Origin of the sequence: Prauserella cavernicola (assembly GCF_016595675.1) — a bacterium.
GTDB classification, from domain to species: domain Bacteria; phylum Actinomycetota; class Actinomycetes; order Mycobacteriales; family Pseudonocardiaceae; genus Prauserella_A; species Prauserella_A cavernicola.
Genome location: NZ_JAENJH010000001.1, coordinates 1,054,354 through 1,078,157 on the forward strand (window position 1 = coordinate 1,054,354; position 23,804 = coordinate 1,078,157).

A 23,804-nucleotide genomic window follows, 5' to 3' on the forward strand; every position below is an offset into this window, starting at 1 on the left:
GGCACCTTTACTGCATTGAACGCAGTAAAGGTGCCCTTCACCGCAGAGGCTTGGACCTCCGGGGCTCAGGTGTCAGGACTGGGTTGCTTCCAGGAGCTGGAATCCCGTGCCACCGTGGAGTTCGTGCACCGCGAGCAGGCTCAGGCCCGCGGAGCCGCAGAGGTGCTCGAAGTCGGCGCGGGTCCGTTCCCGGCCCCCGACGTTGACGAGCATGTTGAGGTCGCTGAGGTAGAAGCCCTCCACCGAACCCGGCGGCACCAGCTCGGGCAGCACCGGCTCCACGATCAGCACCCGTCCCCCGGCGCCGAGCGCCGTCCGGCAGTGACGCAGGATCGTGGCCGCCCGCTCGTCATCCCAGTCGTGGATGATGCTCTTGAGCAGGTAGGCGTCCGCTCCGGCCGGTACCCCCTCGAAGAAGTCCCCCAACTCGATCGACACCCGGTCGGTCAGTCCCTGCCGTTCGAGGTTCGCGGCGGCCTCGCGGGCGCCCGGCTCGGTGTCGAACACGACGCCGCGCGGAGCCGGATGTGCCTGCAGCACCGCGGAGAGCAGGGTGCCGTCCCCGCCGCCGACGTCGACGATCGTGTGGAAGTTCCCGAAGTCGTACGCCGACGGCAGGGCACCCGCCACGACCCGCGTCCCCTGTGACATCGACGCGTTGAACAGGGCCGAGAGCTCCGGGGAGTCGGCGAGGTGGTCGAAGAACGACGTGCCGAACTCGGTCTCGAAACTGGTCTCGCCGGTGCGCAGGCTCTGCTCCAGGTGCCGCCAGCCCGCGAGCATCACGGGATCGCTGAACATGCGCGCGAGGGCATGGACCGATCGCGGGTGGTCCCGCAGCAGGTGCCGGCCCGCCGGGGTCAGCGAGAACCCGTCGCCGGACTCGGCGCACACGCCGAGCCCGGCGAGCGCACGAAGCAGCCTCAGCAGGTTCTCCTCCGGGATGCCCGCCGGCTCCGCCAGCTCGCCCGGCGAGCGCGTGCCGTCGCCGATGGCCTCGACGAGGTCCAGCCGCAGCGCCACCGAGATCACCTGCGTGCTCATCATTCCGAAGACCTGGCGGCGCAGCCGCAGCAGCTCCTCGCCGGTCGCTTCGTCGCTCATGAGGTGCTCCTGCCTGTCGTGTCGATGTCCGCTCGTAGCGTCACCCGGCGCAGCAGCGCGAGCACGTCGGCCGCGTGGGGCACCAGGTAGAAGTGATCGCCGGGGAGTCGGTGCAGCGCGAAGGACGCTGCGGTGACCTCCTGCCACGCGCTCGCCAGCGCGTCGTCGACCTCGGTGTCCTCGGTGCCGATGACCGCCGTGACCGGGCAGCGCAGCAGCGGTCCCGGCGCGGGCCGGTACGTCTCGGCGAACCGGTAGTCGGTCCTGATCGCGGGCAGGAACAGCTCGCGCAGCTCCTGGTCGCGCAGGAGTTCGCCGTCGGTGCCGCCGAGCCGCACCAGCTCGTCGACCACGGCCTCGTCGTCGCGCAGGTGGACGTCACCGGTGAGCCGCCGCGAGGGGGCGCGCATGCCCGAGACCACGAGCGCGCCCGGGTCCGGGCCTATACCCGCCTCCAGCCGCCGCGCGGTCTCGTACGCCACGAGCGAGCCCAGGCTGTGTCCGAAGAGGACGACCGGCCGGTCGTCGAGGGCTGCGACCGCCTCGGCGACGTGCCCGGCGAGCGCGGTGAGGTCGGCGGGGAACGCGTCGTTGATCCGGTTCTCGCGGCCGGGGTACTGCACACCCCAGACCTCGATCTCGTCTCCGATGTCGCGTCCCCACGTGCGGAAGAAGCTCGCCGCGCCGCCGGCGTGGGGCAGGCACACGAGCCGGACGGTCGCGCCGGCCTTGGGGAATGCGCACCGCAGCCACGGACTCGGTGCCGCTGCCGCGCTCATGCGGGTGTGCTCGCCGCGATCAGCACCCTCGGGGTGGTGGCCAGTACCGAGCGGGTCTCCCTGGCCTCGGCGATCAGCGTGGCCGCCGCGGTCTGGCCCATCTCGTCGGCGAGCCGGCGGCGGTGGCCGAGGATGCCGCGGTAGACGGCGAGCTGGCGGTGCAACCAGTCCGGCGTGTGTTCGTGCACGAGCACCTCGAACCCGGCCTCGGTGAGCAGTTCCCGATGGTCCAGATAGGACGGTTCCCAGGTGGTGAAGACGAACCGGCCGCCAGGCCGCAGGATCCGGCCGAGTTCGGCGAGCGAGCCGGGTTTGTCCCAGACCATCCAGAACGCGTCGACGCTCATCACCGCGGCGCACGAGTGATCGGCCAGGCCGGTCTGTTCGAAGCTGCCCACCGCGAACTCCGCCTCCCCGCCGAGCTCACGAGCGAGCTCGCGCGCCTCGGTGACGGCGGCTTCGACGACGTCGACCCCACGCAGCACCGCGCCGCGTTCGCGCGCGACGACGAGTCCGGGGCCGCCCCGTCCGCACCCGAGGTCCGCGAGCAGCTCACCGGGCTCGACGGCCACGAGCTCGGTGATGCGGGCGAGGTCGGTGCGCGTGACGAAGCCGAACGGGTCGGCCTCCTCGGGGTAGTCGGCGCCGTAGGCGTCGCGGTAGATGCCCCGCAACGTCGGGCTGCCCCACTGCCGCCGCAGCACCTCGGAGTAGCGGTCCTCCTCCTGGCTGAACTCACCAGCCGCCCAGCTCATGCGATGTCTCCCCCCTGCTCGATCCGTCCGTTGCCGAGTCGCACCACGTGCCGCATGCGTTCGATCGTCGCGGGCCGGTGCGCGATGACGATGAGTGTGCGGTCGCCGCGCAGCCGGTCCATCGCCGTCTCGATCCGCGCGGCCGTCACCGGGTCGATGTCGGCGGTCGCCTCGTCGAGCACCAGCACGGCGGGGTCGAGCAGCGCCGCCCTGGCGAGCGCGACGAGCTGGCGCTCCCCCGCCGACAGGTTCTCGCCGCGCGGGCCGAGATCGGTGTCGAGCCCGTCGGCCAGACCCGCCACCCAGTCCTCGAGCTCCAGTTGGGCGATCGCCCGGCCCAGTTCCTCGCGGCCGGGGTCACCGGGCACGAGGGCGAGGTTCTCGGCGAGTGTTCCCGTCACCAGGTGCACCTGCTGCGGCACCAGCACGATGCGCCTGCGCAGCTCCCCTGGCGGGATGTCGGCCAGCTCCACACCCGCGAAGCGCACGTGTCCGTTCGCCGGGCGGTACATCCCGCACAGCAGCTTCGACAGCGTCGTCTTGCCCGATCCCGTCGGGCCGGCCAGCGCCGCGCGGTCGCCGGTGGGGAAGGAGACCGACACGTCGTGCAGCACCTGGACGTCGGAGGTGTAGGAGAAGCACACGCCATCGACACTCAGCTCACCGCGCTCCGGGGTCACCTCGCCCGTTGCGACGTCCGGCCGCGCGGCAGGATCGGCAAGTTCGGCAGGATCGGCAGGATCGACATCGTCGGTGGCGGCGAGCAGGTCGAGCAACCGCGCGAACGCCGTCCTCGAGGTCTGCATCTGGGTGAGCAGCTGCGTCAGCTGCGTGACCGAGCTGAACAGCTGGCGCATCGCGAGCACGAACACCACGACGGTGCCGACGCTGATCACGCCGTGCAGCGCGAGCAGTCCGGCCACGATCAGCATCACCGCGTCGGCGACGCCCTGCACGATCGTCACCGCGCTGCTGCGGAAGGCGACCCGCTGCGCGTGGCGGGCAGCTCCGTACAGGCGACCGTGGTCCTCGGCGAGCCGGGCGCGCAGCACGTCGGCCGCGCCGGTGGTCTGCACCAGCTCGCGCGCCTCGGTGCTCTCGCGGTAGGTGGCGGCGGCCTCGGCCTGCCTGGCCGCCTGCGCGGCGAAGGCCGGTGCGGCGGCACGCTTGAACGAGCGCAGCAGCACCACCGTGGCCGGCAGGAACACCACCGCCAGCAACAGGGTCAGCGGCACCGAGTAGACGAGCAGCACGATGGTGGCGAAGCAGAGGTAGCCCACCACGGCCAGCAGGTCGGGCAGGTCGGAGCGGACGAACCCGGCCAGGTCGGAGATCTCCCCGGTGGCGCGGCGCAGCAGGTCACCTGAGCGGTGTCGTTCCAGGAACCGCAGCGAGGTACCGGCGAGCCGCTCCACCACGAGGTCGCGCAGTCTGCGCACCACCCGCTCGCCCGCGCGGACCAGCAGCACCTCCGAGCCGCGCAGCAGGAGCATGCGTGCCACGGCCAGCGCCAGCACCGCGCCCGAGGCCAGCAGCATCCCGCCGCGGTCACCCGCGAGCAGCAGGTCGGTCGCCCAGCCGATCGCGGGCGGGATCAGCGCCAGCGCGAGCGTGGACAACGACGTGATCACGATCGAGACCACGATCAGCCTGCGGTGCGGTCGCAGGTGCGGCCAGGCGCGCGCCCGCAAGCGCTGTTGCGACGGCGCGTCCGAGAGCAGCGGGCCGTGCTCGTCCAGTGTGGATTGTTCAGGCATCGGCACTCCCCGGCGCGACGTCGACGAGCTCGGCGCGCGGCGCCGGATCCGGCAGTGTGACGGTGCGGTCGGCCGCGGCCAGCACCGCGTCGCGATGGGTCACGAACACCAGTGACGCCCCCGACTCCGCCCACTCGCGCAGGCCGCGCAGGATCGCCTGTTCCGTGGCCGTGTCGACGGCCGAGGTCACGTCGTCGAGCACGAGTACGTCGCCCTCTGCCAAGAGCCCGCGCGCGAGCGCGAGCCGCTGCCGCTGCCCACCGGACAGCGTGGCGCCGCGCTCGCCGACCTCGGTGTCGTAGCCGTCGGGCAAGGCCTCGATCTCGGCGTCGATCGCGGCGATCCGGCAGGCCGCGCGCAGTGTCTCCGCAGAGAGGTCGTGGTGGCCGAGCGTCAGGTTCTCCGCGATGGTGCCCGAGAGCATCAGCGGCCGCTGCGGGACGTACACCAGGCGCCGCCGCACCTGCGCGAGCGAGGCATCCCGCAGCGGGACGCCGCCGTAGCGGACCTCACCGCGTTCGGGATCGTCGAGGCGGCACGACCATCGCGCGAGCTGAGACTTGCCGGAGCCGAGCGGTCCGGTGAGGGCGACGAACTCCCCCGCCGCGACCCGCACCGAGACCTCGCCGCCGGGCAGCGGCACGCCGGTGAGCTCGAGGTCGCCGCGCGGCGGCAGGTTCCTCGGCTCGGCCGGCTCGCGCACCGCGGGCTCGGTGCGCAGCACCTCGTCGATCCGGCCCGCGGCGGTGAACGCCTGCACGAGCTGGTTGATGCGCACGGTCAGCATGGTGATCCAGCCGGAGAGCATGGTCATCCACGTCGCGAACGCGACCAGGCCACCGATGCTGAGCGAGCCGGACAGCACGGCGTGACCGCCCACGGCGAGGCCGATCGCGGTACCCGCGGCCGGAATGAACGGGGCCTGCGACGCCCAGTTGGCCGCGACACTGGCCACCCGGAACGTGTGCCGGGTGACCTCGACGCTGTCGGCGTGGTGCCTGCGCACCAGCACCTCCTGCGCGCCGAGCCCGCGCACGGACTCGGCGCCGGAGAGCAGGTCCTCCACCGCGTCGGCCCGGCGGCCGTGCGCCGACGCGAGCTCGCCGTTCACCGACGCCATCCGCTTCGGGTACAGCACGCTCGCGAGCACGATCAGTGGCACCACGGCGAGCCCCACCACGGCCAGCAGCGGGTCGAGCAGCGCGATGGCCACGACGATCGCGACGAACCCGCACACGCCCGAGACGAGCGAGCCGACCCCGGCGAGCCAGTTCTTCACGGCGTCGACGTCGCGCGTGCCGCGGATCGCCAGATCGCCGTGACCGAACCGGTCGGCTTCCCTGTCCAGGGTCAGCACGTGCGCCAGCAACCGTTCCCGCAGCCCGTTCGCCGCCGCCGTCGAGTACGACACCGCCGTCCACAGCATGCCCATCAGCCCGGCCACGGAGACCAGCGTGGTTCCCACGATCACGCAGGCCCAGAGCACGAGCGCGCCGCGGTCGCCGGGGACCACGCCGTCGTCGAGCCCGCGTTTGACGAGCTCCGGCAGCACGATCGTCCCGGCCTGGTACACCAGACCGGCCACAATAGACAGTGCTATCGGGACGCGGTGCTCACGCAGGCAGCTGACCAGCAGGGCGCGCTCGGCTCGGCTCACTCACAACTCCGCGAGGATCTTGTCGATGTCGGCCAGCGCGTCGGTGGCGATGCGATAGGACGCGACACTGTAGTTCGGCATCGGGAAGACCTTGCCCGCCTTGACCGCGGGGAGGTCCTGGAACGGGGACTGGTCCAGCACGTCCTGCACCGGCTGGCGGGGCGTGCCGTCGTAGGTCACCGGGTACACGATCACGTCACAGTCGTTGATGACGTTGAGCTGCTCGTACGAGTACTCCTGGCCGTTCTCGTCCCGGCCCGCGGCCGCCTCGCCGAACTGCACGCCCGCGTCGTTGAGCACGCCACCGAGCGCGGAGCCCGCCATGTTCAGCGTCCAGGTCCCGGTGTTGTTGCCCTGCGCGATGTAGGCCCACTTCGACCCGGCCAGCGCGTCGGCCCGCTGGGCGGCGATCTGGTCGATCTTGTCCTGGTACGCGGTGCGCAGGCGCTCCGCCTCGGCCTCCTTGCCGATCATCGGGGCGAGCCGGTCGGCGCACTCCTTCCAGAACTTGGCCTGGCTGTCGGAGAGCAGGACGATCGTGGCCGCGACGGCCTGCAGCTGGTCGTAGACCGGCTGCATCGTCGACTTGCCGGACACGTACCCCATCGACACGACGAGGTCGGGGCCGAGCTTGGCGATCTCCTGCACGTTCGGCTGTCCGTTGGGGCCGATCACGGGCAGCGACAACAGGTCCTCGTAGGCGGGGTGCACCAGCTCGGGGCTGTACTCGCAGACACCGGCGGGCGTCACCCCGAGGTCCTTGAGGATGAACGCGGGGAAGAAGTCCGCCGAGACCACCTGCTGGGGGTCGACCGGGACCTCGACGTCGCCGAGGTCCGTGGTCACCGAGCGGGTCTGCCCGGTCTGTTCGGCCTGGCCGCTGTCACCGCTTCCGCACGCGGAGAGCCCGAGTGCGCCGAGCACCCCGAGGGTGCCGGTGAGCACCGATCGTCTGCTCAGGTCGTGATGAAGGGTCACGGTGTTCTCCTCGGGGACTGTGTCGGGGATCGGCAAGATCGAAATAAAGCTAGGCTCACCTAACTAACTGGTGTGGGTTCTTGTCAATCCGGTTCGGGCAACTCGCCGGAGACCGTCGACACGCTCGCGGCCAGGTGCGCGCTCAGCTCGTCGAGCACCCGCCCGGCCTCGGCCTCGGTGAACGCGTCGGTGCGGAACGCGAGCCGCAGGTGCAGCCGCCTGCCCGGTGTGACCCACAGCGAGAGCGCGTAGTGCATGTTGTCCCAGCCGCTCACCCCGGTGACCCGCGGGCCGTCCCCGCTCTCGCCCGAGGAGCCGCCCGCGGGGAAGTTCTCGAACACCACCACGGTGTCGAACAGCTCGCGATGCCCCGTCAGTTCGGCGATCCGGCGCGCGCCGAGGTGGTGGTGCTCCAGAGTCGCCACGTGCGCGGCGTGCAGGTCGGCCAGCGGCGCCGAGGTGCGCACACGCACAGGCACCGTCTCCACGAACAGTCCCGGTGTGCGGTCCGCTCCGGCCAGCTCGGCCGGCCTGCCCGACACCACCGCGCCCATCACGACGTCGCTGGTCCCGGTGCGCGCGGCCAGCACCTTCGCCCACGCCGCCTGCACGACCGTGCTGAGCGTGACACCGGAATCGCGGGCCAGCGTGCCCAGCCGCGCGGTGACCTCCTCGGGTACCTCCAGCACCCGCTGCGCGGGCGCCGAGGGCAGCGTCCGCGGCACCTCCGGTGCGACGAGTGTCGGCCCGGCGAGGCCGCGCAGCTGCTCGCCCCACACACGTTCGGCGGTCGCGGTGTCCTGTCCGGCGCGCCACGCCAGGACATCGCGGTACGGACGGCCCGGTGAGGGCTCGAGCCCGTGGTAGGCGCGGAGCAGCTCCGCGATCACCAGCGACGTCGACCAGCCGTCGAGCACGAGGTGGTGCGAGGTGAGCACCAGCCGGTGCGTGCCGGGGCCCGTACGGGCGAGCACGAACCGCACTGGCGGCGGATCCGCGAGGTCCACGGGCATCCCGCGCTCGGCGAGCGTCAGGGCCCTCGGATCGGCTCCCGCCAGGTCCACCTCCCGCCAGGGCACGGGTGGCGCGGCGGGCACCACCGCCACCGGCTCGCCGCCCGCCGTGCGGGTGAACGCCGTGCGCAGGGTGGGTTGCCCGCGCACCAGCTCCTCCGCCGCGCGCCGCAGCCGCGCCGGGTCGAGCTCTCCGGCGAGATCGAGGACCAGCTGCACCGTGTAGACGGAGTGGCCGACCTCGCCGAGCTCGGCCTGCTCGAACACCACGCGCTGGAACGGCGTCTGGGGCCACACGTCGGCCACCGCGCCGAACCGGCGACCCAGAGCGTCCACATCGGACTGCGGGAGGCTCACGAGCGGGAAGTCGGACGGCGTGTGCCCGCCGAGCTCCCGCGTGGTCGCGAGCACGCGCAGCACCTGGAACCACAACTCGGCGATCTCCGCGACGTCGTCCTCGCCGAGGATCCCGCTCGCGTAGGACCACGTGGCGACCAGCTCGGGACCCGCGTCGCGGTCGGCGGTCAGCGCGTTGACCTCCAGCACGTGTTCCAGCGGCATGTCCGGGTCCAGCGCCCCGCCGAGCGGCGCCGCCTCGGGTGCCGGGCTCCACGGTTCGCCGGAGGCCGCGCCACCGAACCGGCCGAGGTAGTTGAACCCGATCCGGGGCTTGTCGTGACGGATCAGCGCCGGTTCCTCGCACACGTAGCGGAGCAGGCCGAAACCGATGCCGCCGTCGGGCACGGTGCGCAGCCGGTCCTTGACCCGCTTGACCACGGCGCCCAGTGCGGCCCCGCCCGCCAGCGCGTCGTCCACCTCGTCGTCGGCGACCTCGAGCGCCACCGGATAGACGCTGGTGAACCAACCGACCGTGCGGGAGAGGTCCGCTCCGGCCACCACCTGCTCCTCGCGGCCGTGGCCCTCCAGCTCGACGAGCACCGACCCGGCGCCCGCCTGGCCGCGCTTGCGCCGCCACGCCGAGACCGCGACGGCGAGCCCGCCGAGCAGCACGTCGTTGACGCCACCGTGGAACGCGGAGGGGATGTCGGTGAGCAGCGGGCGGGTGAGTTCGGCAGGCAGCGTGACCGTGTGCGTTCCCAGGCTCCGCACCGTGTCTGCCACGGGGTCGAGATCACGCTCGCCGAGCGCGGCGTCACCGGCCGAGAGCATGCCCTCCCACAGCTCCAGTTCCGTGGCCCGAGCGCGGGCCTGCTCTGTGAGCCCGTTCGCCCAGCTGCGCCACGACGTTCCCGTGCGCGGCAGCACCGGCACGACCGGCACGACCGGAGCCGACTGCACCACGGACCAGGCGTGCGCGAGGTCCGCGCTCAGCACCCGCCAGGAGACACCGTCGACGGCGATGTGGTGCACAGCGAGCAGCAACCGGCCCTGACGGCCGGGCCCCGCGTCGAACCAGACCGCACGCACGAGTTCGCCACGCGAGGGATCGAGCGAGTCGAACGCCGTGCGCGCATGATCCGCCAGCGTGTCGCGCAGCGCGCGCTCGTCGAGCGCACCGGTACTCACCACGCTGAGCACGTCCTGCGCACGCACCGTGCCCGGCTCGCCGATCTCCATCGTCACGCCGTCGGCCGCGAGCCGGGCGCGCAGGACATCGTGCCGGTCGAGCACGGCCCGCAGGCTCACCTCGAGTGCGGCGCGGTCCGCGCCCTCGGGCGTGCGCAGCAGCATCGACTGCGCGAACCGCGACGGCATCGGGCCGTGTTCGGCGAAGCGGCGCAGCATCGGTGACGGCGCCACGGTGCCCAGTGCCGCGTCCGGGGACTCCTCCACGGCCGCCGCGTCGTCGGCGATCTCCTCGGCCAGTTCGGCGATCCCGGCCACGGTCCTGCCCTCGAACACCTGCCGCGGCGTCACACGCAGACCCGCCGTCCGCGCGCGGCTGGTGAGCTGAATGGACACGATGCTGTCGCCGCCGAGCGCGAAGAAGTCGTCGTCGGCGCCCACCGACGGCACGCCGAGGATGTCGGCGAACAGCCCGGCCAGCACCTGTTCCCCGCCCTCGCGGGGCGGGCGGCCGCTCGGCAGCGCGGTGAGATCCGGTGCGGGCAGCGCCGCGCGGTCGACCTTGCCGTTGGTGGTGACCGGCAACTCCTCGAGTGACACCAGCGCGGCGGGGACGAGGTAGTCGGGCAGCACGTCCGAGAGCTCCCGGCGCAGCGCGGTGACGTCCACTGTGGACCCGTGTTCGGGCACCACGTAGCCGACGAGCCTGCGCACACCGGGCTGGTCCTCGCGCACCACCACCACGGCCTGCGCGACGCCGTCGCCGGCCGCGATGGCGGCCTCGACCTCACCCGGCTCGATCCGGAACCCGCGCAGTTTCACCTGGTCGTCGGCGCGACCGAGAAAGTCCAGGTCTCCCGAGCCGAGCCAGCGCACCCGGTCGCCGGTGCGGTACAGCCGCGCCCCGGGTTCACCGAACGGGTCGGGGACGAACCGCCCCGCCGTCAGCGCGGGCTGCCCGAGGTAGCCGCGCGCGAGCCCGGCTCCGCCGAGGTACAGCTCCCCCGCGACGCCCTCCGGCACCACCCGCAGGAACTCGTCGAGCACGTAGGCCCGCACGCCGGGATCGGGCCTGCCGATGGGCACCGGGCCCGCGTGGTCGTCGCCACGGATCCACGTCGTCGAGTTCACCGTGGCCTCGGTGGGACCGTAGAAGTTGACGAGCCGCCTGCCGCCGAAGCGCTCCACCAGTTCGGCGGGCATGCGCTCGGCGCCGACGGCGAGCGTCGCCCTCTCCGGCAGCGCGCAGTGGGCGGGCAGGGCGCCGATGAACGACGGCGGCACGTTCACCGCCGTGACGTCGTGCTCGCGCAGGTAATCGGTGAACGGCTCGCCGGGCACCCGGACGTCGTCGGTCGCGAGCACCAGGGTGCCGCCGGAGGTCAGCGGGTTCATCAGCTGCCAGAACGCCAGGTCGAAGCTCACTGACACGAAGTGCAGCAGGCGGATCGGCTGGTCGCGATACACCTGGTGCTGCAGCTCCCGCAGCTTCACCACGCCCTCGTGCGAGACGACGACGCCCTTCGGCGTGCCCGTGGAGCCCGACGTGTAGATCACGTAGGCCGCGTTGTGCACCCGCAGCGGCGCGAGGCGATCGCCGTCGCCGACCGGGTCAGGTCGCTGCGCCGCGATCCATGCCGCGTCGTCGCCGTCGAGCACGATGCGGCGCCCGCCTGGCAGATCGCCGGTGCGCTCGGCCAGTTCGGTAACGGTCACGAGCGCGACCGGGCCCGCGTCGGCGAGCATCGTCGCGATGCGCTCGTCCGGGTACGCCGGGTCGACGGGCAGGTACGCGGCGCCGGACTGGAGCACCGCGAGCAGCGCCACCACCATCTCGGTCTGCCGCGGCACGGCCACGGCGACCACGCGCTCGGGTCCGGCTCCGGTCTCGATCAGCGCGCGGGCGAGCCGGTGGACCCGCGCGGCCAGGTCGGCGTAGCTCACCTCGGTTCCGGCGCACACCAGTGCGGTGCTCTCCGGTGAGCGCCGCGCCTGCGCGGTGACCAGGTCGGGCAGCGTCGCGGGAGGCGGGACGGGACCGCCGTCGCCGAGCGCGAGCAGCCGCGTGCGCTCGCCGTCGCCGAGCAGGTCGATCCGGCTCAGCGGCGACTCCGGTGCGGCGGCGACCGCCGCGCACAGCCGTTCCAGGCAGCGGGCGAGCCGCCGCGCGGTGGCGGCGTCGAACAGGGCGGTGCGGTAGTTCACCGCACCGGTGACGGCCTCGTCGCGCCGGTCGGTGCAGATGAACGTCAGGTCGAACCGCGCGATCTCGTCGGGCGCCGTGACCCCGGAGGTCTCCAGCCCTGGCAGCCCGAACCGCTCGCCGTCGCGGTGCTGGTACACGACCATCGCCTGGAACAGCGGGTGCCGGGCCAGCGAGCGCTGCGCGCCCACCGCGTCCACGACCCGCTCGAACGGCACGTCCTGGTGCGCGTAGGCGGCGAGGTTGGTCTCGCGCACCCGGCCGAGCAGCTCGCGGAAACCCGGGTCACCGGCGAGGTCGGTGCGCAGCACGAGGGTGTTGACGAAGAAGCCCACGACGTCGTCCAGCGCCTCGTCGGTACGGCCGGCGACCGGCACGCCGAGCGAGATGTCGGTGCCCGCGCCGAAACCGTGCAGCAGCGCGCCGATGGCGGCCTGCAGCACCATGAACACACTCGCGCCGGACTCGGTGGCCAGCTCGCGCAGCCGCGCGCTGGTCGTCTCGTCCAGCCGGAACGGCACCGCGGCGCCGCGGGTGTCGGCGACGGCGGGCCTCGGGTGGTCCCTCGGCAGCTCCAGTTCCTCCGGCAGGCCGTCGAGCGTCTCGCGCCAGTACGCGATCTGCCGGGCGAGCAGACTGTCCGGATCGGACTCGTCGCCGAGCAGTTCCCGTTGCCACAGTGCGTAGTCCGCGTACTGCACCGGCAGCGGGGCGAACTCGGGCTCACCGCCGGCACACCGCGCGGCGTAGGCCCGGCCGAGATCGCGCAGCAGGGGCGCGGCCGACCACTCGTCGGCCGCGATGTGGTGCACCAACAGCAGCAGCACGGACTCCTCGGGGCCGAGCCGGAAGACCCAGGCCCGCAGTGGGATCTCCGCACCCAGGTCGAACCGGTGGCGCGCGGCCTCGGCGAGCCGGTCCGCGAGCACCTCCTCCGAGACGTCCACCACCGGGCACCCCGGGTCCGCTTCGGACGAGGGCAGCACGCGCTGCGCGGAGCGGCCGTCGTGCTCGGCGAACACGGTGCGCAGGCTCTCGTGCCTGTCCACGACGTCGGCCAGTGCCGCGCGCAGCGCCTCGGCGTCGAGCCGCCCGTGCAGGCGGGCCGCGAGCGGGATGTTGTAGGTGGGGTCGGGACCGTGGAGCCGGTCGAAGAACCACAGCCGTCGCTGAGCCGACGACAGCGGGATCTCGGCGGGCCGGGGTTTCGCCTCCAGGGCGGGCCGGGCCTGCTCGGCCGGGCCCGCCAGCGCAGCCGCGAGCCCGGCGACGGTCGGGCGGTCGAACAGGTCCCGCAGCGGCACCTCCCGGCTGAGCACCGTCCGGATGCGCGAGAGCAGCCGCGTGGCCAGCAGTGAATGGCCGCCGAGCTCGAAGAAGCTCTCGTCGGACCCGGGCGGTGCGATACCGAGCACCTCGCCGAACAGCGACGCGAGCAGTTGCTCGAGCCCGCCGCGCGGTGCCTGCGCCGAGCCGACGCCGAACCGGGGCGCGGGCAGGGCGGCACGGTCGAGCTTGCCGTGCGGGGTCAGGGGCAGCGCGTCGAGCACCGTGATCGAGGCGGGCACCTGGTGGGCGGGCAACGTCGCGGCGAGGTGTTCCCGCAGCGCCGACGGATCGCACTCGCCGCGACCGGACGGCACGACGTAGGCCGCCAGCTTCCGGTCGCCGGCGGTGTCCTCGCGGTCGATCACCACGCCGTGCGCCACGGCGGGGTGCCGCAGCAGCACGGCCTCGATCTCGCCGAGCTCCACCCGGAAGCCGCGGATCTTGACCTGCCCGTCGGAGCGGCCCACGTACTCCAGTTCACCGCCGTTGTTCCAGCGCACCAGATCGCCCGTGCGGTAGAGCCGCGAGCCCGTGCCACCGAAGGGATCGGGCACGAACCGCGTGGCCGTGAGGCCCGGCCGGTCGAGATACCCGCGTGCGAGGCCGGTGCCGCCCGCGTACAGCTCGCCCAGCACGCCGGGCGGCACCGGGCGCAGGTGCTCGTCGAGCGCGTAGACGGTCGTGTTCTCCACCGGCAGCCCGATCGGCACGCGCGTCGCCGCGGCGTCGGGGCGGCACCGGCTGAGCGTGATGTCCACGGTGGTCTCGGTGGGACCGTAGGAGTTGAACATCGGCCGCGTGGCGGCGAAGCGATCCACGAGGTCCGGGGTGCACGCCTCCCCCGCGACGATCACCGTCGCGTTCGCCGGGAGCTCGCCGGGGATGGACGCCAGCGCGGCGGGCGGCAGCGTGAGATGCGTGATGCCGTGTTCGGCCACGAACGCCTCCAGCGGCTCGCCGAGCCGGTGCTCGTCGGGCACCAGCACCAGGGTCCCGCCGCCGAGCAGTCCCATGCACAGCTCCCACATCGCGGTGTCGAAGCTGAGCGAGGCGAACTGCAGCACCCGCGAGTCCGGTCCGGTGCCGAACGCGTTCGCCATCGTCGTCGCGAGGCTGGGCACCCCGGCGTGGGTCACGACGACGCCCTTGGGCGTGCCCGTGGAGCCGGACGTGTAGATCACGTACGCGGGGTGAGCGGGCCGCAGCGGTGCCGTGCGCTCGGTGTCGCTGAGGTCGTCGCCGGACAGCGACGCGACCCATTCGGCGGTGGCCGGGTCGTCGAGCAGCAGCGCCGGGGCGACGTCGGCGCTCAGCGCGGCGTCGGTGGTGCGGGTGAGCACGGCGGCGGGCTCGGAGTCCCACAGCAGATAGCTGATCCGTTCGGCCGGGTAGGACGGGTCGACGGGCAGGTAGGTGCCACCCGCCTTCATCGTGGCGAGCGCGGCGACCAGCGCGTCTGCCGAGCGCGGCAGCGCGACGGCGACCGTGTCCTCCGGTCCGATGCCGCGGGCGACGAGGGCGCGGGCGAGCCGGTTGGCGCGGGCGTTGAGCTCCGGGTAGCCGAGCGCGCCGTCCTCGGACTCCACCGCCACCGCACCGTCGGCGGCCTCGCGGACGCGCTGCTCGAACAGCGCGGGCAGGGTCGCATCGGGAACCGGGTGCGCGGTGTCGTTGCGCCGGGTCAGCAGCTCCTCGCGGTCGTCGACCGACAGCGCGTCGAGCCGGGCCAGCGGGGTGGCGGGCGCGGCGAGCGCCGCGGTGAGCAGCGTGTCGAGCGCCGAGGCGATCCGCTCGGCCGTCTCGGTGTCGAACTGGTCGGTGCTGTAGTTGAGGGCGCCGTCCACACCGTCGGCTCCGGCTCGTTCGACGAACGAGAACGTGAGGTCGAACTTCGCGGACCCGGTGCGCGCGGCGAGCGGTTCGGCGGCCAGCCCCGGCAGACCGGGCAGCGGGCGCGACCTGTGCTCGTAGGTGATACCGACCTGGAACAGCGGATGACGCGACACCGAGCGCGCGGGGTTGAGGATCTCGACGAGCCGTTCGAAGGGCACGTCCTGGTGGGCGTAGGCGGCGAGATTCTTCTCCCGGACCCGCCCGATCAGCTCCCGCAGCGACGGGTCGCCGGAGAGGTCGGTGCGCAGCACCAGCGTGTTGACGAAGAACCCGACGACCTCGTCCAGCGCCTCGTCGGAGCGACCGGCAACCGGGGACCCCAACGGGACATCGGTTCCAGCACCCAGACGCGACAGCACCGCAGCGACCCCGGCCTGCAACACCATGAACACGCTGGCGCCGCCGTCCACGGCGAGCTTGCGCGCGCGGCGGTGCGCGGCGGCGGACAGGTGCAGCGGCACCGACGCGCCGCGGTAGGTGGCCGTCGCGGGCCTCGGCCGGTCGCGAGGCAGGGCGAGCTCGTCGGGAATGCCGTCGAGCGCCTCGCGCCAGTACGCGGCCTGCTGGGACACCAGACTGTCCGGATCGGACTCGTCCCCGAGCAGTTCTCGTTGCCACAGTGCGTAGTCCGCGTACTGCACCGGCAACGGAGTCCAGCCGGGCTCCACGCCGGACGCCCGGGCGCCGTATGCCTCGCCGAGGTCGCGCAGCAGTGGTCCTGCCGACCACTCGTCGGCGGCGATGTGGTGCACCAGCAGCACCACCACGGACTCCTCCGCCGACTCGCGCAGCACCCAGCAGCGCACGGGAATCTCGGCGGCCACATCGAACTCGTGGCGGACCACCTCGGTCAGCCGCTCCGGTACCTGGCCGGGGGCGCAAGGCAGTTCGATCAGCTCCGGACTCGCCTCGGCCGGGTCCAGGATCACCTGGCGGGCCACCCCGCCCGACTCGGCGAACACCGTGCGCAGGCTCTCGTGGCGGGCCACCACGTCCGCCAGCGCCGACCGCAACGCCCCCGTGTCGAGCTCACCCCGCATCCGCGCCACCAACGGCACGTTGTACGCCGAACCCAGACCCTCCAACCGATCCAGGAACCACAACCGCCGCTGCGCGAACGACACCGGCACCACCTCAGGCCGCACCCCCGCCACCAACGCGGGCCGCGCCGGGCCGCCGTGGTCGAGCAGGGCCGCCAGGCCCGCCACCGTGGGCGCGTCGAACACCGCGCGCACGGGCAGGTCGGTACCGAACGCCGCGCGGACGCGGCTGAGCAGGCGCACGGCCAGCAGCGAGTGCCCGCCGTGCTCGAAGAAGTCGTCGCCGACACCGATCTCGTCGCGGCCCAGTACCTCGGCGAACAGCGCGGTGAGCAGCTCCTCCTGCGGTGTGCGGGGAGCTCGACCGCTCGCCGGACGCCGCGCCGGACGGGCGGCCAGTGCCTTGCGGTCCAGTTTCCCGTTGCTGTTCAGCGGAAGTTCGTCCAGGTGCTCGATCGAGGCGGGCACGAGGTAGGCGGGCAGCAGGCCGCCGACGTGCGCGGCGAGGTCGCTCTCCGGCACCCCGGCCTCGGCGACGACGTACGCGGCGAGCCCGCCGAGGCCGTCCGGCACCACGGCCGCACGCCGCACCGCGGGGTGGCTCAGCAGCGCCGACTCCACCTCGCCGAGCTCTACCCGGAACCCGCGGACCTTCACCTGGTCGTCGTCGCGGCCCAGGAACTCCAGCAGACCATCGTGATTCCAGCGCGCGATGTCGCCGGTGCGGTACAGCCGTGCGCCGGGCGGCCCGAAAGGATCCGGCACGAACCGCTCCGCCGTCAGCGCCGCGCGGCCCCGGTATCCGTGCGCGATGCCGTTGCCGCCGAGGTACAGCTGGCCGGGCACGCCATCGGGGCACGGCGTGAGCGTGCCGTCGAGCACGTAGGCGCTCGCCTCACCGATCGGCGAGCCGATGGGCGGCGCCGACTCGAGCGGGGCGCCGTCGGCGAACCAGGCCGTGGCGTACACGGTGGCCTCGGTGGGCCCGTAGATGTTGCCGAGCCGCGCCTCCGGCCATCGCTGCGCCAGCCGGGCGAGCAGTTCCCTCGGCAGTGCCTCGCCCGCGAGCACGATCGACCGGGTGCGCAGCGACACCGGTTCGGCCAGCAGCGCCTCGAACACCGAGGGCACACCGCTGACCAGGTCGAACTCCCACTCGTGACCGGGGTGCTCGGTGAGTTCGAGCAGGTCACGGACGAGCTCGATCGAGCCGCCGCTCAGCAGCGGCGCGAAGATCTCGAACACCGACACGTCGAAGTTGAGTGACGTCGACGCCAGCACCCGGCCGAGCCCGGCCGCACCGAACTCGGCGGCCGCCCAGCTCACGAGCCCGGCGACGTTGCGGTGGCTCACCACCACGCCCTTGGGTTTTCCGGTGGAGCCGGACGTGTAGATGGAGTACGCCGGATGCTCCGGCCACAGTGGACGGACTCGCTCGGCGGCGGTGACCGGGTCCGGTACGTATCCGTCAAGCTCGGCGAGCCGCGACGACGGCGTGTCGCCGGAGCCGGTGAGTTCGCCGTCGCGGATCAGCAGCCGGGGGCGTGCGTCGGTGAGCGTGAACGCGATCCGCTCGGCCGGGTGGGCGGGGTCGATCGGGAGGTACGCCGCACCGGCCGTGAGAACGCCGAACAGCACGGCGATCAGCTCCGGCGTGCGCGGCCGCGCGACGGCGACGGTGTCGCCCGGCCCGACGCCCTGGGCGATCAGGGCGCGCGCGAGCCGGTTGGCGCGAGCGCTCAGTTCGGCGTAGGTCCACAGCTCACCGTCTGGCGTGCGCACGGCGACAGCCCCGGGAGTGCGCTGGACCTGCTCGGCGAACAGCTGCGGCACGGTCGAGTCCGGGACCCCGGTGCGCGGTCCCCTGCCGCGGGCGAGCACTTCCGCGCGGCGCGGCTCGTCCAGCACGCCGAGGGCGCCGACCCGGTGCTCCGGATCGGCCAGTGCCGCGTCCAGCACGGCGCGCAGCCCCGCCGTCAGGTCCTCGACCAGCCGTGCCGACAGCCGGTCGGGCCGGTACTTCAGCCGCAGCCGCAGCGTCTGCCCGGGAATCGCCAGCACGGTGAGGGGGTAGTGCGTGGCGTCACGGCCCGCGACCGAGGTGATCGCCGGGTGGTCGCTCTGCGCGTCCCCACCGGGCTTGTCCTGTTCCAGCGGGTAGTTCTCCATCACGAAGAGGCTGTCGAACAGCTCGCCCGTGCCCGCGGCGCCCTGGATGCGGGCGAGGCCGAGGTGCTGGTGGTCGAGCAACTCGGCCTGCTCGGCCTGCGTGCGCTCGCACAGCGCGCGGAAAGTCTCCCCCGGCGCGAGCCGCACCCGCACCGGCACGGTGTTGACGAACAGCCCCGGCATCGACTCACTGCCGCGCAGCTGCGGCGGCCTGCCCGAGACGGTGTTGCCGAACACCACGTCGCGGCGGCCGGTGAAGCGGCCCAGCACCACACCCCACACCGCCTGCACCACACCGGCGACGGTCAGCCGCCGCTCACGCGCGAACGCGTGCAGCCGCTCCGTACCCGCCTGCCCGAGGTCGACGGTCAGCTCCTCCGGCCGCACCACGCCCGAGGAGGAATCCGCCGGGGCCAGCACCGTGGGTTCGGTGACGCCGCGCAGCGCCTCGCGCCAGCGGGCGATGGCCTCGTCGGTGTCCTGACCCGCCAGCCAGGACAGGTAGTCGCGATAGGGCCGCGGCCGCGGCAGCGTGTCGTCCTCGCCCCCGTAGAGCGCCAGCAGCTCGCGGATCACCAGCGGCAGCGACCAGCCGTCGAGCACCAGGTGGTGGTGGGTGAACACGAGCCGGTGACGACGGGAACCCAGGCGCAGCACCGCGAACCGCACCAGCGGCGGACGCGCGACGTCGAACGGGCGGGCCCGTTCCTCCTCCGCGATCGCCGCGGCCCGGCGGCCCGCGTCGACGATGTTGGACAGGTCCTCGGCGCGCCACTCCGGCTCGACGCCCCGCACCACCAGCTGCACCGGCTCGCCGCTCTTGCGCCTGCGGAAACACGCGCGCAGTACGGCGTGGCGCTCCAGCAGCCGCCCCGCGGCGGCGCGCAGCCGGTCGCCGTCGAGCTCACCGGCCAGGTCGATGGCCAGCTGAACGGTGTAGAGGTCCTGCTCGCCCGCCGAGGCGGACTCGGCCGCGTGGAAGAGCAGCCCCTCCTGCAACGGCGACAGCGGCAGAATGTCCTCGAGGCCCTGATCGGCGCTCATCGCTCTCCCCACTCGGCTTCGAAATCGTCGATCTCGTCCTGGTCAAGGTCCAGAAGGTCCACATCGGACGGCGTGTGGCCTCCCGCTCCCCCGTCGACGACGTGCGCGACCAGTCCGGTCAGCGCCGTCGTGTAGCGCTCGGCGAGCTCGCGGACGTCGTCCTCGCCAAGGAGGTCGTGCACCCACGACCAGTTGACGCGCAGCACGGGCCCGTCGTCGGCATCCACTGTGGACGCGTTGAGGTCCAGCACGCGCGGGGCGGGCAGACCGGTGGCCACGGGCGGTGCCAGCTCCGCGCTCTCCGGGGCGACGGCGAACCCGTCCTGCGCGCGGGCACCGGCACTGACGCGGCCGTGGTAGTTGAAGCCCAGCTGCGGTTCCCCGCCGTCGCCCAGCTCGCCGGTGAGGTGTCGCAGCGCGCCGAAACCCGAGCCGTTGCCCGGCAGCGCCCGCAACGTCTCCTTGACCCGTTTCAGCGCGTGGGCGTGGTCACCGGTGCCCGGGTCGAGCCACACGGGATACAGGCTCGTGAACCAGCCGACGGTGCGCGAGAGATCCGCGCCCGGCAGCAAGTGCTCTTCCCTGCCGTGGCCCTCCAGTGCGACGAGCACCCCGCCAGTGGCCCGGCCCCTGGCCCGCCGCCAGTCCGCCACGGCGAGCGCGAGCCCGGTGAGCAGTACGTCGTTGACCCCGGCGTGGAACGCCCGCGGCACCGTGGTGAGCAGGTGCCGCGTAGTCTCGGCGGGCACGGCGCTGGTCAGGTGCTCGACGCAGGCCATCGTGTCGGCGGGCGTCAGCGCTCGGGCGCCCAGCACCGGGTCGGGCGCCTCCAGCACGGAGCGCCACAGCGCGAGCTCACTCGCGAACTCGCCCGACTCGGCCCGGCCGGCCAGCCCGAGCGCCCACGCCCGCAGCGACGTGCTCGCCGCTGGCGTGGCGTCCGGATCGGACCAGGCGCGGTTGAGGTCGTCGAGCAGGATGCGCCAGGAGACGCCGTCCACGGCGAGGTGGTGGACGACCAGCAGCAGCCTGCCGGGCCGCTCGGCGGACGCGTCCGGGCCCGCGTCGAACCACACGGCCGAGAGCATCCGGCCCTGCCCGGGATCCAGCGCCTCGACCGCGGCGTCGAGCCGGCCTGCCAGGTCACCGGGGCCCGCCGCGTCGACGACCGTGAGCAGGGGCTCCACGCTGACCTCGTGCGCCGGGGTGACCATCAGCTCGTCGCCGTCGAGCCGTGAGCGCAGCGCCCCGTGCCGGTCGAGCAGCACGCCGAGCAGCCGCACGACGTCGTCCTTGCCGACCCCGTCCGGGGTGGTGAGCAGCCGGTACTGGACGAACGACCGCGCGTCTCCCCCACGGCCGAGCAGCCAGCGCATGATCGGGGTGAGCGGCAGACGGCCGTCCTCGCTGACCAGCGCGGCCTCCGGCTGCGCGGTCTCGGCGAGCGCGACGTCCGCCAGCCCGGCCGGGGTCTGCCGCTCGAAGACCTGCCGTGGGGTGATCACCAGGCCCGCGTCGCGCGCCCGGCTCACCAGTTGCAACGACAGGATGCTGTCGCCACCGAGGGCGAAGAAGCTGTCGTCGGCGCCCACCTCGGGCAGCCGCAGCAGCTCCGCGAACAACGTCGTGAGTACCCGTTCCCCGGGTCCTGCCGCCTCGCGGGATCCGGCCAGCGCGGCGAAGTCGGGCTCCGGCAGCCGGGAACGGTCGAGCTTGCCGTTCGGGCTCAGCGGCAGCTCGTCGAGCGGCACGACGATCGCCGGGACCATGTAGTCGGGCAGCTGCGCGGCGGCGTGCTCTCGCAGCCCGGCGGCGTCGCCCAGGTCGGACCCCGTGCGGGCGACGACGTAGGCCACGATGCGGTTCTCGTGCACCGCCGCGACGGCGGTGGCGACGTCCGGGTGGGTACCGAGCACGGACTCGATCTCGCCGAGCTCGATGCGCAGGCCCCGGATCTTCACCTGGTCGTCGGCCCTGCCGAGGAACTCCAGCTCGCCGTCGGCCCGCCAGCGGGCGAGGTCGCCGGTGCGGTACCAGCGGCCGCCGTCCTCGGCGGCCACGAACCGCGCCGCCGTGAGCCCGGCCCGGCCGAGATAGCCGCGCGCCAGTTGCACGCCGCCGACGTACAGCTCGCCGGGCACGGCCGGGGGCACGGGCCGCAGGCGGGCGTCGAGCACGCGGCACGCGGTGTTCCACACGCCCCTGCCGATCGGCACGGGTGCGGCGGGCTCGGAGCGCACGCGCGTCCACGTGACGTCCACGGCACATTCGGTGGGGCCATACAGGTTGTGCAGTTCGGCGTCCAGGGTGGCGAGCGCGCGTTCGGCGAGCTCGCGGGGCAGCGCCTCGCCACTGCACAGCACGCGGCGCAGGCCGGTGCAGTCGCGGGCGGCGGGCTCGTCGAGGAAGGCACGCAGCATCGACGGTACGAAGTGGACAGTGCTGACGTGCTCGTCCTGGATGAGCTTGGCCAGGTAGCGCGGCTCGCGGTGCCCGTCGGGCCGGGCCAGCACCAGCGTGGCACCGGTGAGCAATGGCCAGAAGAACTCCCAGACCGACACGTCGAAGCCGGACGGTGTCTTCTGCAGCACCGCCTCGCCCTCGCCGAGGCCGAAGGTGTCCTGCATCCAGAGCAGCCGGTTGACGATCGCGCGGTGTGTGATCACGGTGCCCTTGGGCCGCCCGGTGGAGCCCGATGTGTAGATCACGTACGCGGCGTCGTCGGGTGCGGCCGGTCGCCCGGCGCGCGCCGCGGCCCCGGTCCCGGTCCCGTCCACGGTCCCGTGGGCGTCGAAGGTGTGCACCGGTACCGGGCTCACGAGGTCCAGGCGCGCCCAGCTCGGCGTCAGCAGCAGTGCGGGCCGGGCGTCGGTGAGCACGTACTCGTTGCGGGCGGCCGGATGCCCGGGATCCAGCGGCAGGTACGCGCCGCCCGCGCGCTGGACGGCGAGCAGCGCCACCACCAGCTCCACCGACCGCGGCGCGGCGACCGCGACGATCGTGTCCGGTCCCACGCCCAGAGTTCGCAACGACCCCGCCATCGCCTCGACGCGCGCGTCGAGGTCGGCGTAGTCGAGGCGGACCCCGTCGCCCACCAGCGCCGTCGTCCAGGGACTGCGGGCGGCCTGTGCGCTGACGAGCGAGGGCAGTGTGGTGGCCGGGACCTCGGTGCGCGCACCATCCCAGCCGGACAGCACGGCACCGCGCTCGGCGGCGGTGAGCAGGTCGAGCTCACCCAGCGGCGTGCGCGGTTCGGCGGTCCAGGCCTCGAGCAGACGGCGCAGGCGCCACGCGAACGACTCCGCGGTGGCACGGTCGAACAGGTCGGTGCTGTAGGTGATCGACGCCGAGAGCCTGCCCGCGCGCGGGTCGTCGGCGAAGGCGAACGTCAGGTCGAACTTCGCCGCGCCCTGCTCGACGGGCTCCGGTTCGCTGTGCAGCCCCGGCAGTCCCGGCAGCGGCGCGTCGCGGCGCTGGTAGAGCACCATCACCTGGAACAGCGGGTGCCGGGCGAGCGACCGCGGCGGGTTGAGCAGCTCCACGAGCCGCTCGAACGGCACGTCCTGGTAGCCGTACGCCGCGAGGTTGGTCTCGCGGACCCGGGTCAGCAGCTCGCCCAGCGACGGGTCGCCGGAGAGGTCGGTGCGCAGCACCAGCGTGTTGACGAAGAACCCGACGACCTCGTCCAGCGCCTCGTCGGAGCGGCCGGCCACCGGTGAGCCCAGCGGCACGTCCACACCCGCGCCCAGGCGCGACAGCAGTGCCGCGACCCCGGCCTGCAGCACCATGAACACGGTGACCCCCGAGGCGTCGGCGACCTTACGCAGCGCGTCGTACCCGGCGGCGTCCAGCTCGACGTCGACGGTCTCGCCGCGGTGGCTGGGCACGGCGGGCCGGGCCCGGTCGGTGGGCAGCGGCAGCACCTCGGGCAGCCCGGCGAGCTGCTCGCGCCAGAACTCCACCTGGGTCCCAAGTGGACTGTCGCGGTCGCCGTCGCCGAGTAGTTCCCGCTGCCACATCGCGTAGTCCGCGTACTGCACCGGCAGCGGCGCCCAGTCCGGCTCGCGACCCGCGAGCCGGGCGCCGTAGGCGTCACCGAGATCGCGCAACAGCGGCGCGGCCGACCACTCGTCGGCGGCGATGTGGTGCACCAGCACCACGACCACGGACTCCTCCGCCGACACACGCAGCACCCAGGACCGGATGGGCAGCTCAGCGGTGATGTCGAACTCGTAGCGCACCACCTCGGCCACCGTGCCAGCCACGTCGGCGACGTCGAGCACGGTCAGCTCGGGCGTGGCGTCCCCGGCGGCCAGCACGCGCTGGTACGGCGTTCCCCCGGTCTCGCCGAGCACGGTGCGCAGGCTCTCGTGCCGGGCCACCATGTCCGCCAGCGCCGACCGCAACACCGCCGTGTCGAGCACGCCCCGCATCCGCGCCACCAACGGCACGTTGTACGCCGAACCCAGACCCTCCAACCGATCCAGGAACCACAACCGCCGCTGCGCGAACGACACCGGCACCACCTCAGGCCGCACCCCCGCCACCAACGCCGG

8 protein-coding genes are annotated in these 23,804 nt (G+C 73.3%); all 8 read right to left on the minus strand.

Going from position 1 to position 23,804, the window contains the following annotated elements:
- Positions 1-72: 72 nt before the first annotated feature.
- Complete coding sequence (locus JHE00_RS05060) at positions 73-1,104, minus strand: methyltransferase (RefSeq protein ID WP_200315192.1); 1,032 nt, start codon at positions 1,102-1,104, stop codon at positions 73-75.
- Positions 1,101-1,883 carry a thioesterase II family protein gene (locus JHE00_RS05065; protein WP_200315194.1) on the minus strand — a complete coding sequence of 261 codons (783 nt, stop codon included), beginning with the start codon at positions 1,881-1,883 and terminating at the stop codon, positions 1,101-1,103. The genes JHE00_RS05060 and JHE00_RS05065 overlap by 4 nt, the downstream gene beginning before the upstream one ends.
- Positions 1,880-2,638: a class I SAM-dependent methyltransferase gene (locus JHE00_RS05070; RefSeq protein ID WP_200315196.1), complete on the minus strand. Its 759-nt coding sequence runs from the start codon at positions 2,636-2,638 to the stop codon at positions 1,880-1,882. The genes JHE00_RS05065 and JHE00_RS05070 overlap by 4 nt, the downstream gene beginning before the upstream one ends.
- Positions 2,635-4,395, minus strand: a complete 1,761-nt coding sequence (locus tag JHE00_RS05075; RefSeq protein WP_200315198.1) for an ABC transporter ATP-binding protein — start codon at positions 4,393-4,395, stop codon at positions 2,635-2,637. Before JHE00_RS05075 ends, JHE00_RS05070 begins: the two co-directional genes overlap by 4 nt.
- Positions 4,388-6,052: an ABC transporter ATP-binding protein gene (locus JHE00_RS05080; RefSeq protein ID WP_200315200.1), complete on the minus strand. Its 1,665-nt coding sequence runs from the start codon at positions 6,050-6,052 to the stop codon at positions 4,388-4,390. Before JHE00_RS05080 ends, JHE00_RS05075 begins: the two co-directional genes overlap by 8 nt.
- Positions 6,053-7,030, minus strand: coding sequence for an ABC transporter substrate-binding protein (locus JHE00_RS05085; RefSeq protein WP_200315202.1), 978 nt, complete (start codon positions 7,028-7,030; stop codon positions 6,053-6,055).
- 83 nt (positions 7,031-7,113) lie between these two features.
- Positions 7,114-19,248 carry a non-ribosomal peptide synthetase gene (locus JHE00_RS05090; RefSeq protein WP_200315204.1) on the minus strand — a complete coding sequence of 4,045 codons (12,135 nt, stop codon included), beginning with the start codon at positions 19,246-19,248 and terminating at the stop codon, positions 7,114-7,116.
- Positions 19,245-23,765, minus strand: coding sequence for a non-ribosomal peptide synthetase (locus JHE00_RS05095; RefSeq protein ID WP_200315206.1), 4,521 nt, complete (start codon positions 23,763-23,765; stop codon positions 19,245-19,247). The genes JHE00_RS05090 and JHE00_RS05095 overlap by 4 nt, the downstream gene beginning before the upstream one ends.
- Positions 23,766-23,804: the final 39 nt, after the last annotated feature.

What these genes read in the sequence shown, in the direction of transcription:
- JHE00_RS05060 (WP_200315192.1), bottom strand. Translation starts at nt 1,104, where the DNA reads ATGAGCGACGAAGCGACCGGCGAGGAGCTGCTGCGGCTGCGCCGCCAG.
- JHE00_RS05065 (WP_200315194.1), bottom strand. Translation starts at nt 1,883, where the DNA reads ATGAGCGCGGCAGCGGCACCGAGTCCGTGGCTGCGGTGCGCATTCCCC.
- JHE00_RS05070 (WP_200315196.1), bottom strand. Translation starts at nt 2,638, where the DNA reads ATGAGCTGGGCGGCTGGTGAGTTCAGCCAGGAGGAGGACCGCTACTCC.
- JHE00_RS05075 (WP_200315198.1), bottom strand. Translation starts at nt 4,395, where the DNA reads ATGCCTGAACAATCCACACTGGACGAGCACGGCCCGCTGCTCTCGGAC.
- JHE00_RS05090 (WP_200315204.1), bottom strand. Translation starts at nt 19,248, where the DNA reads ATGAGCGCCGATCAGGGCCTCGAGGACATTCTGCCGCTGTCGCCGTTG.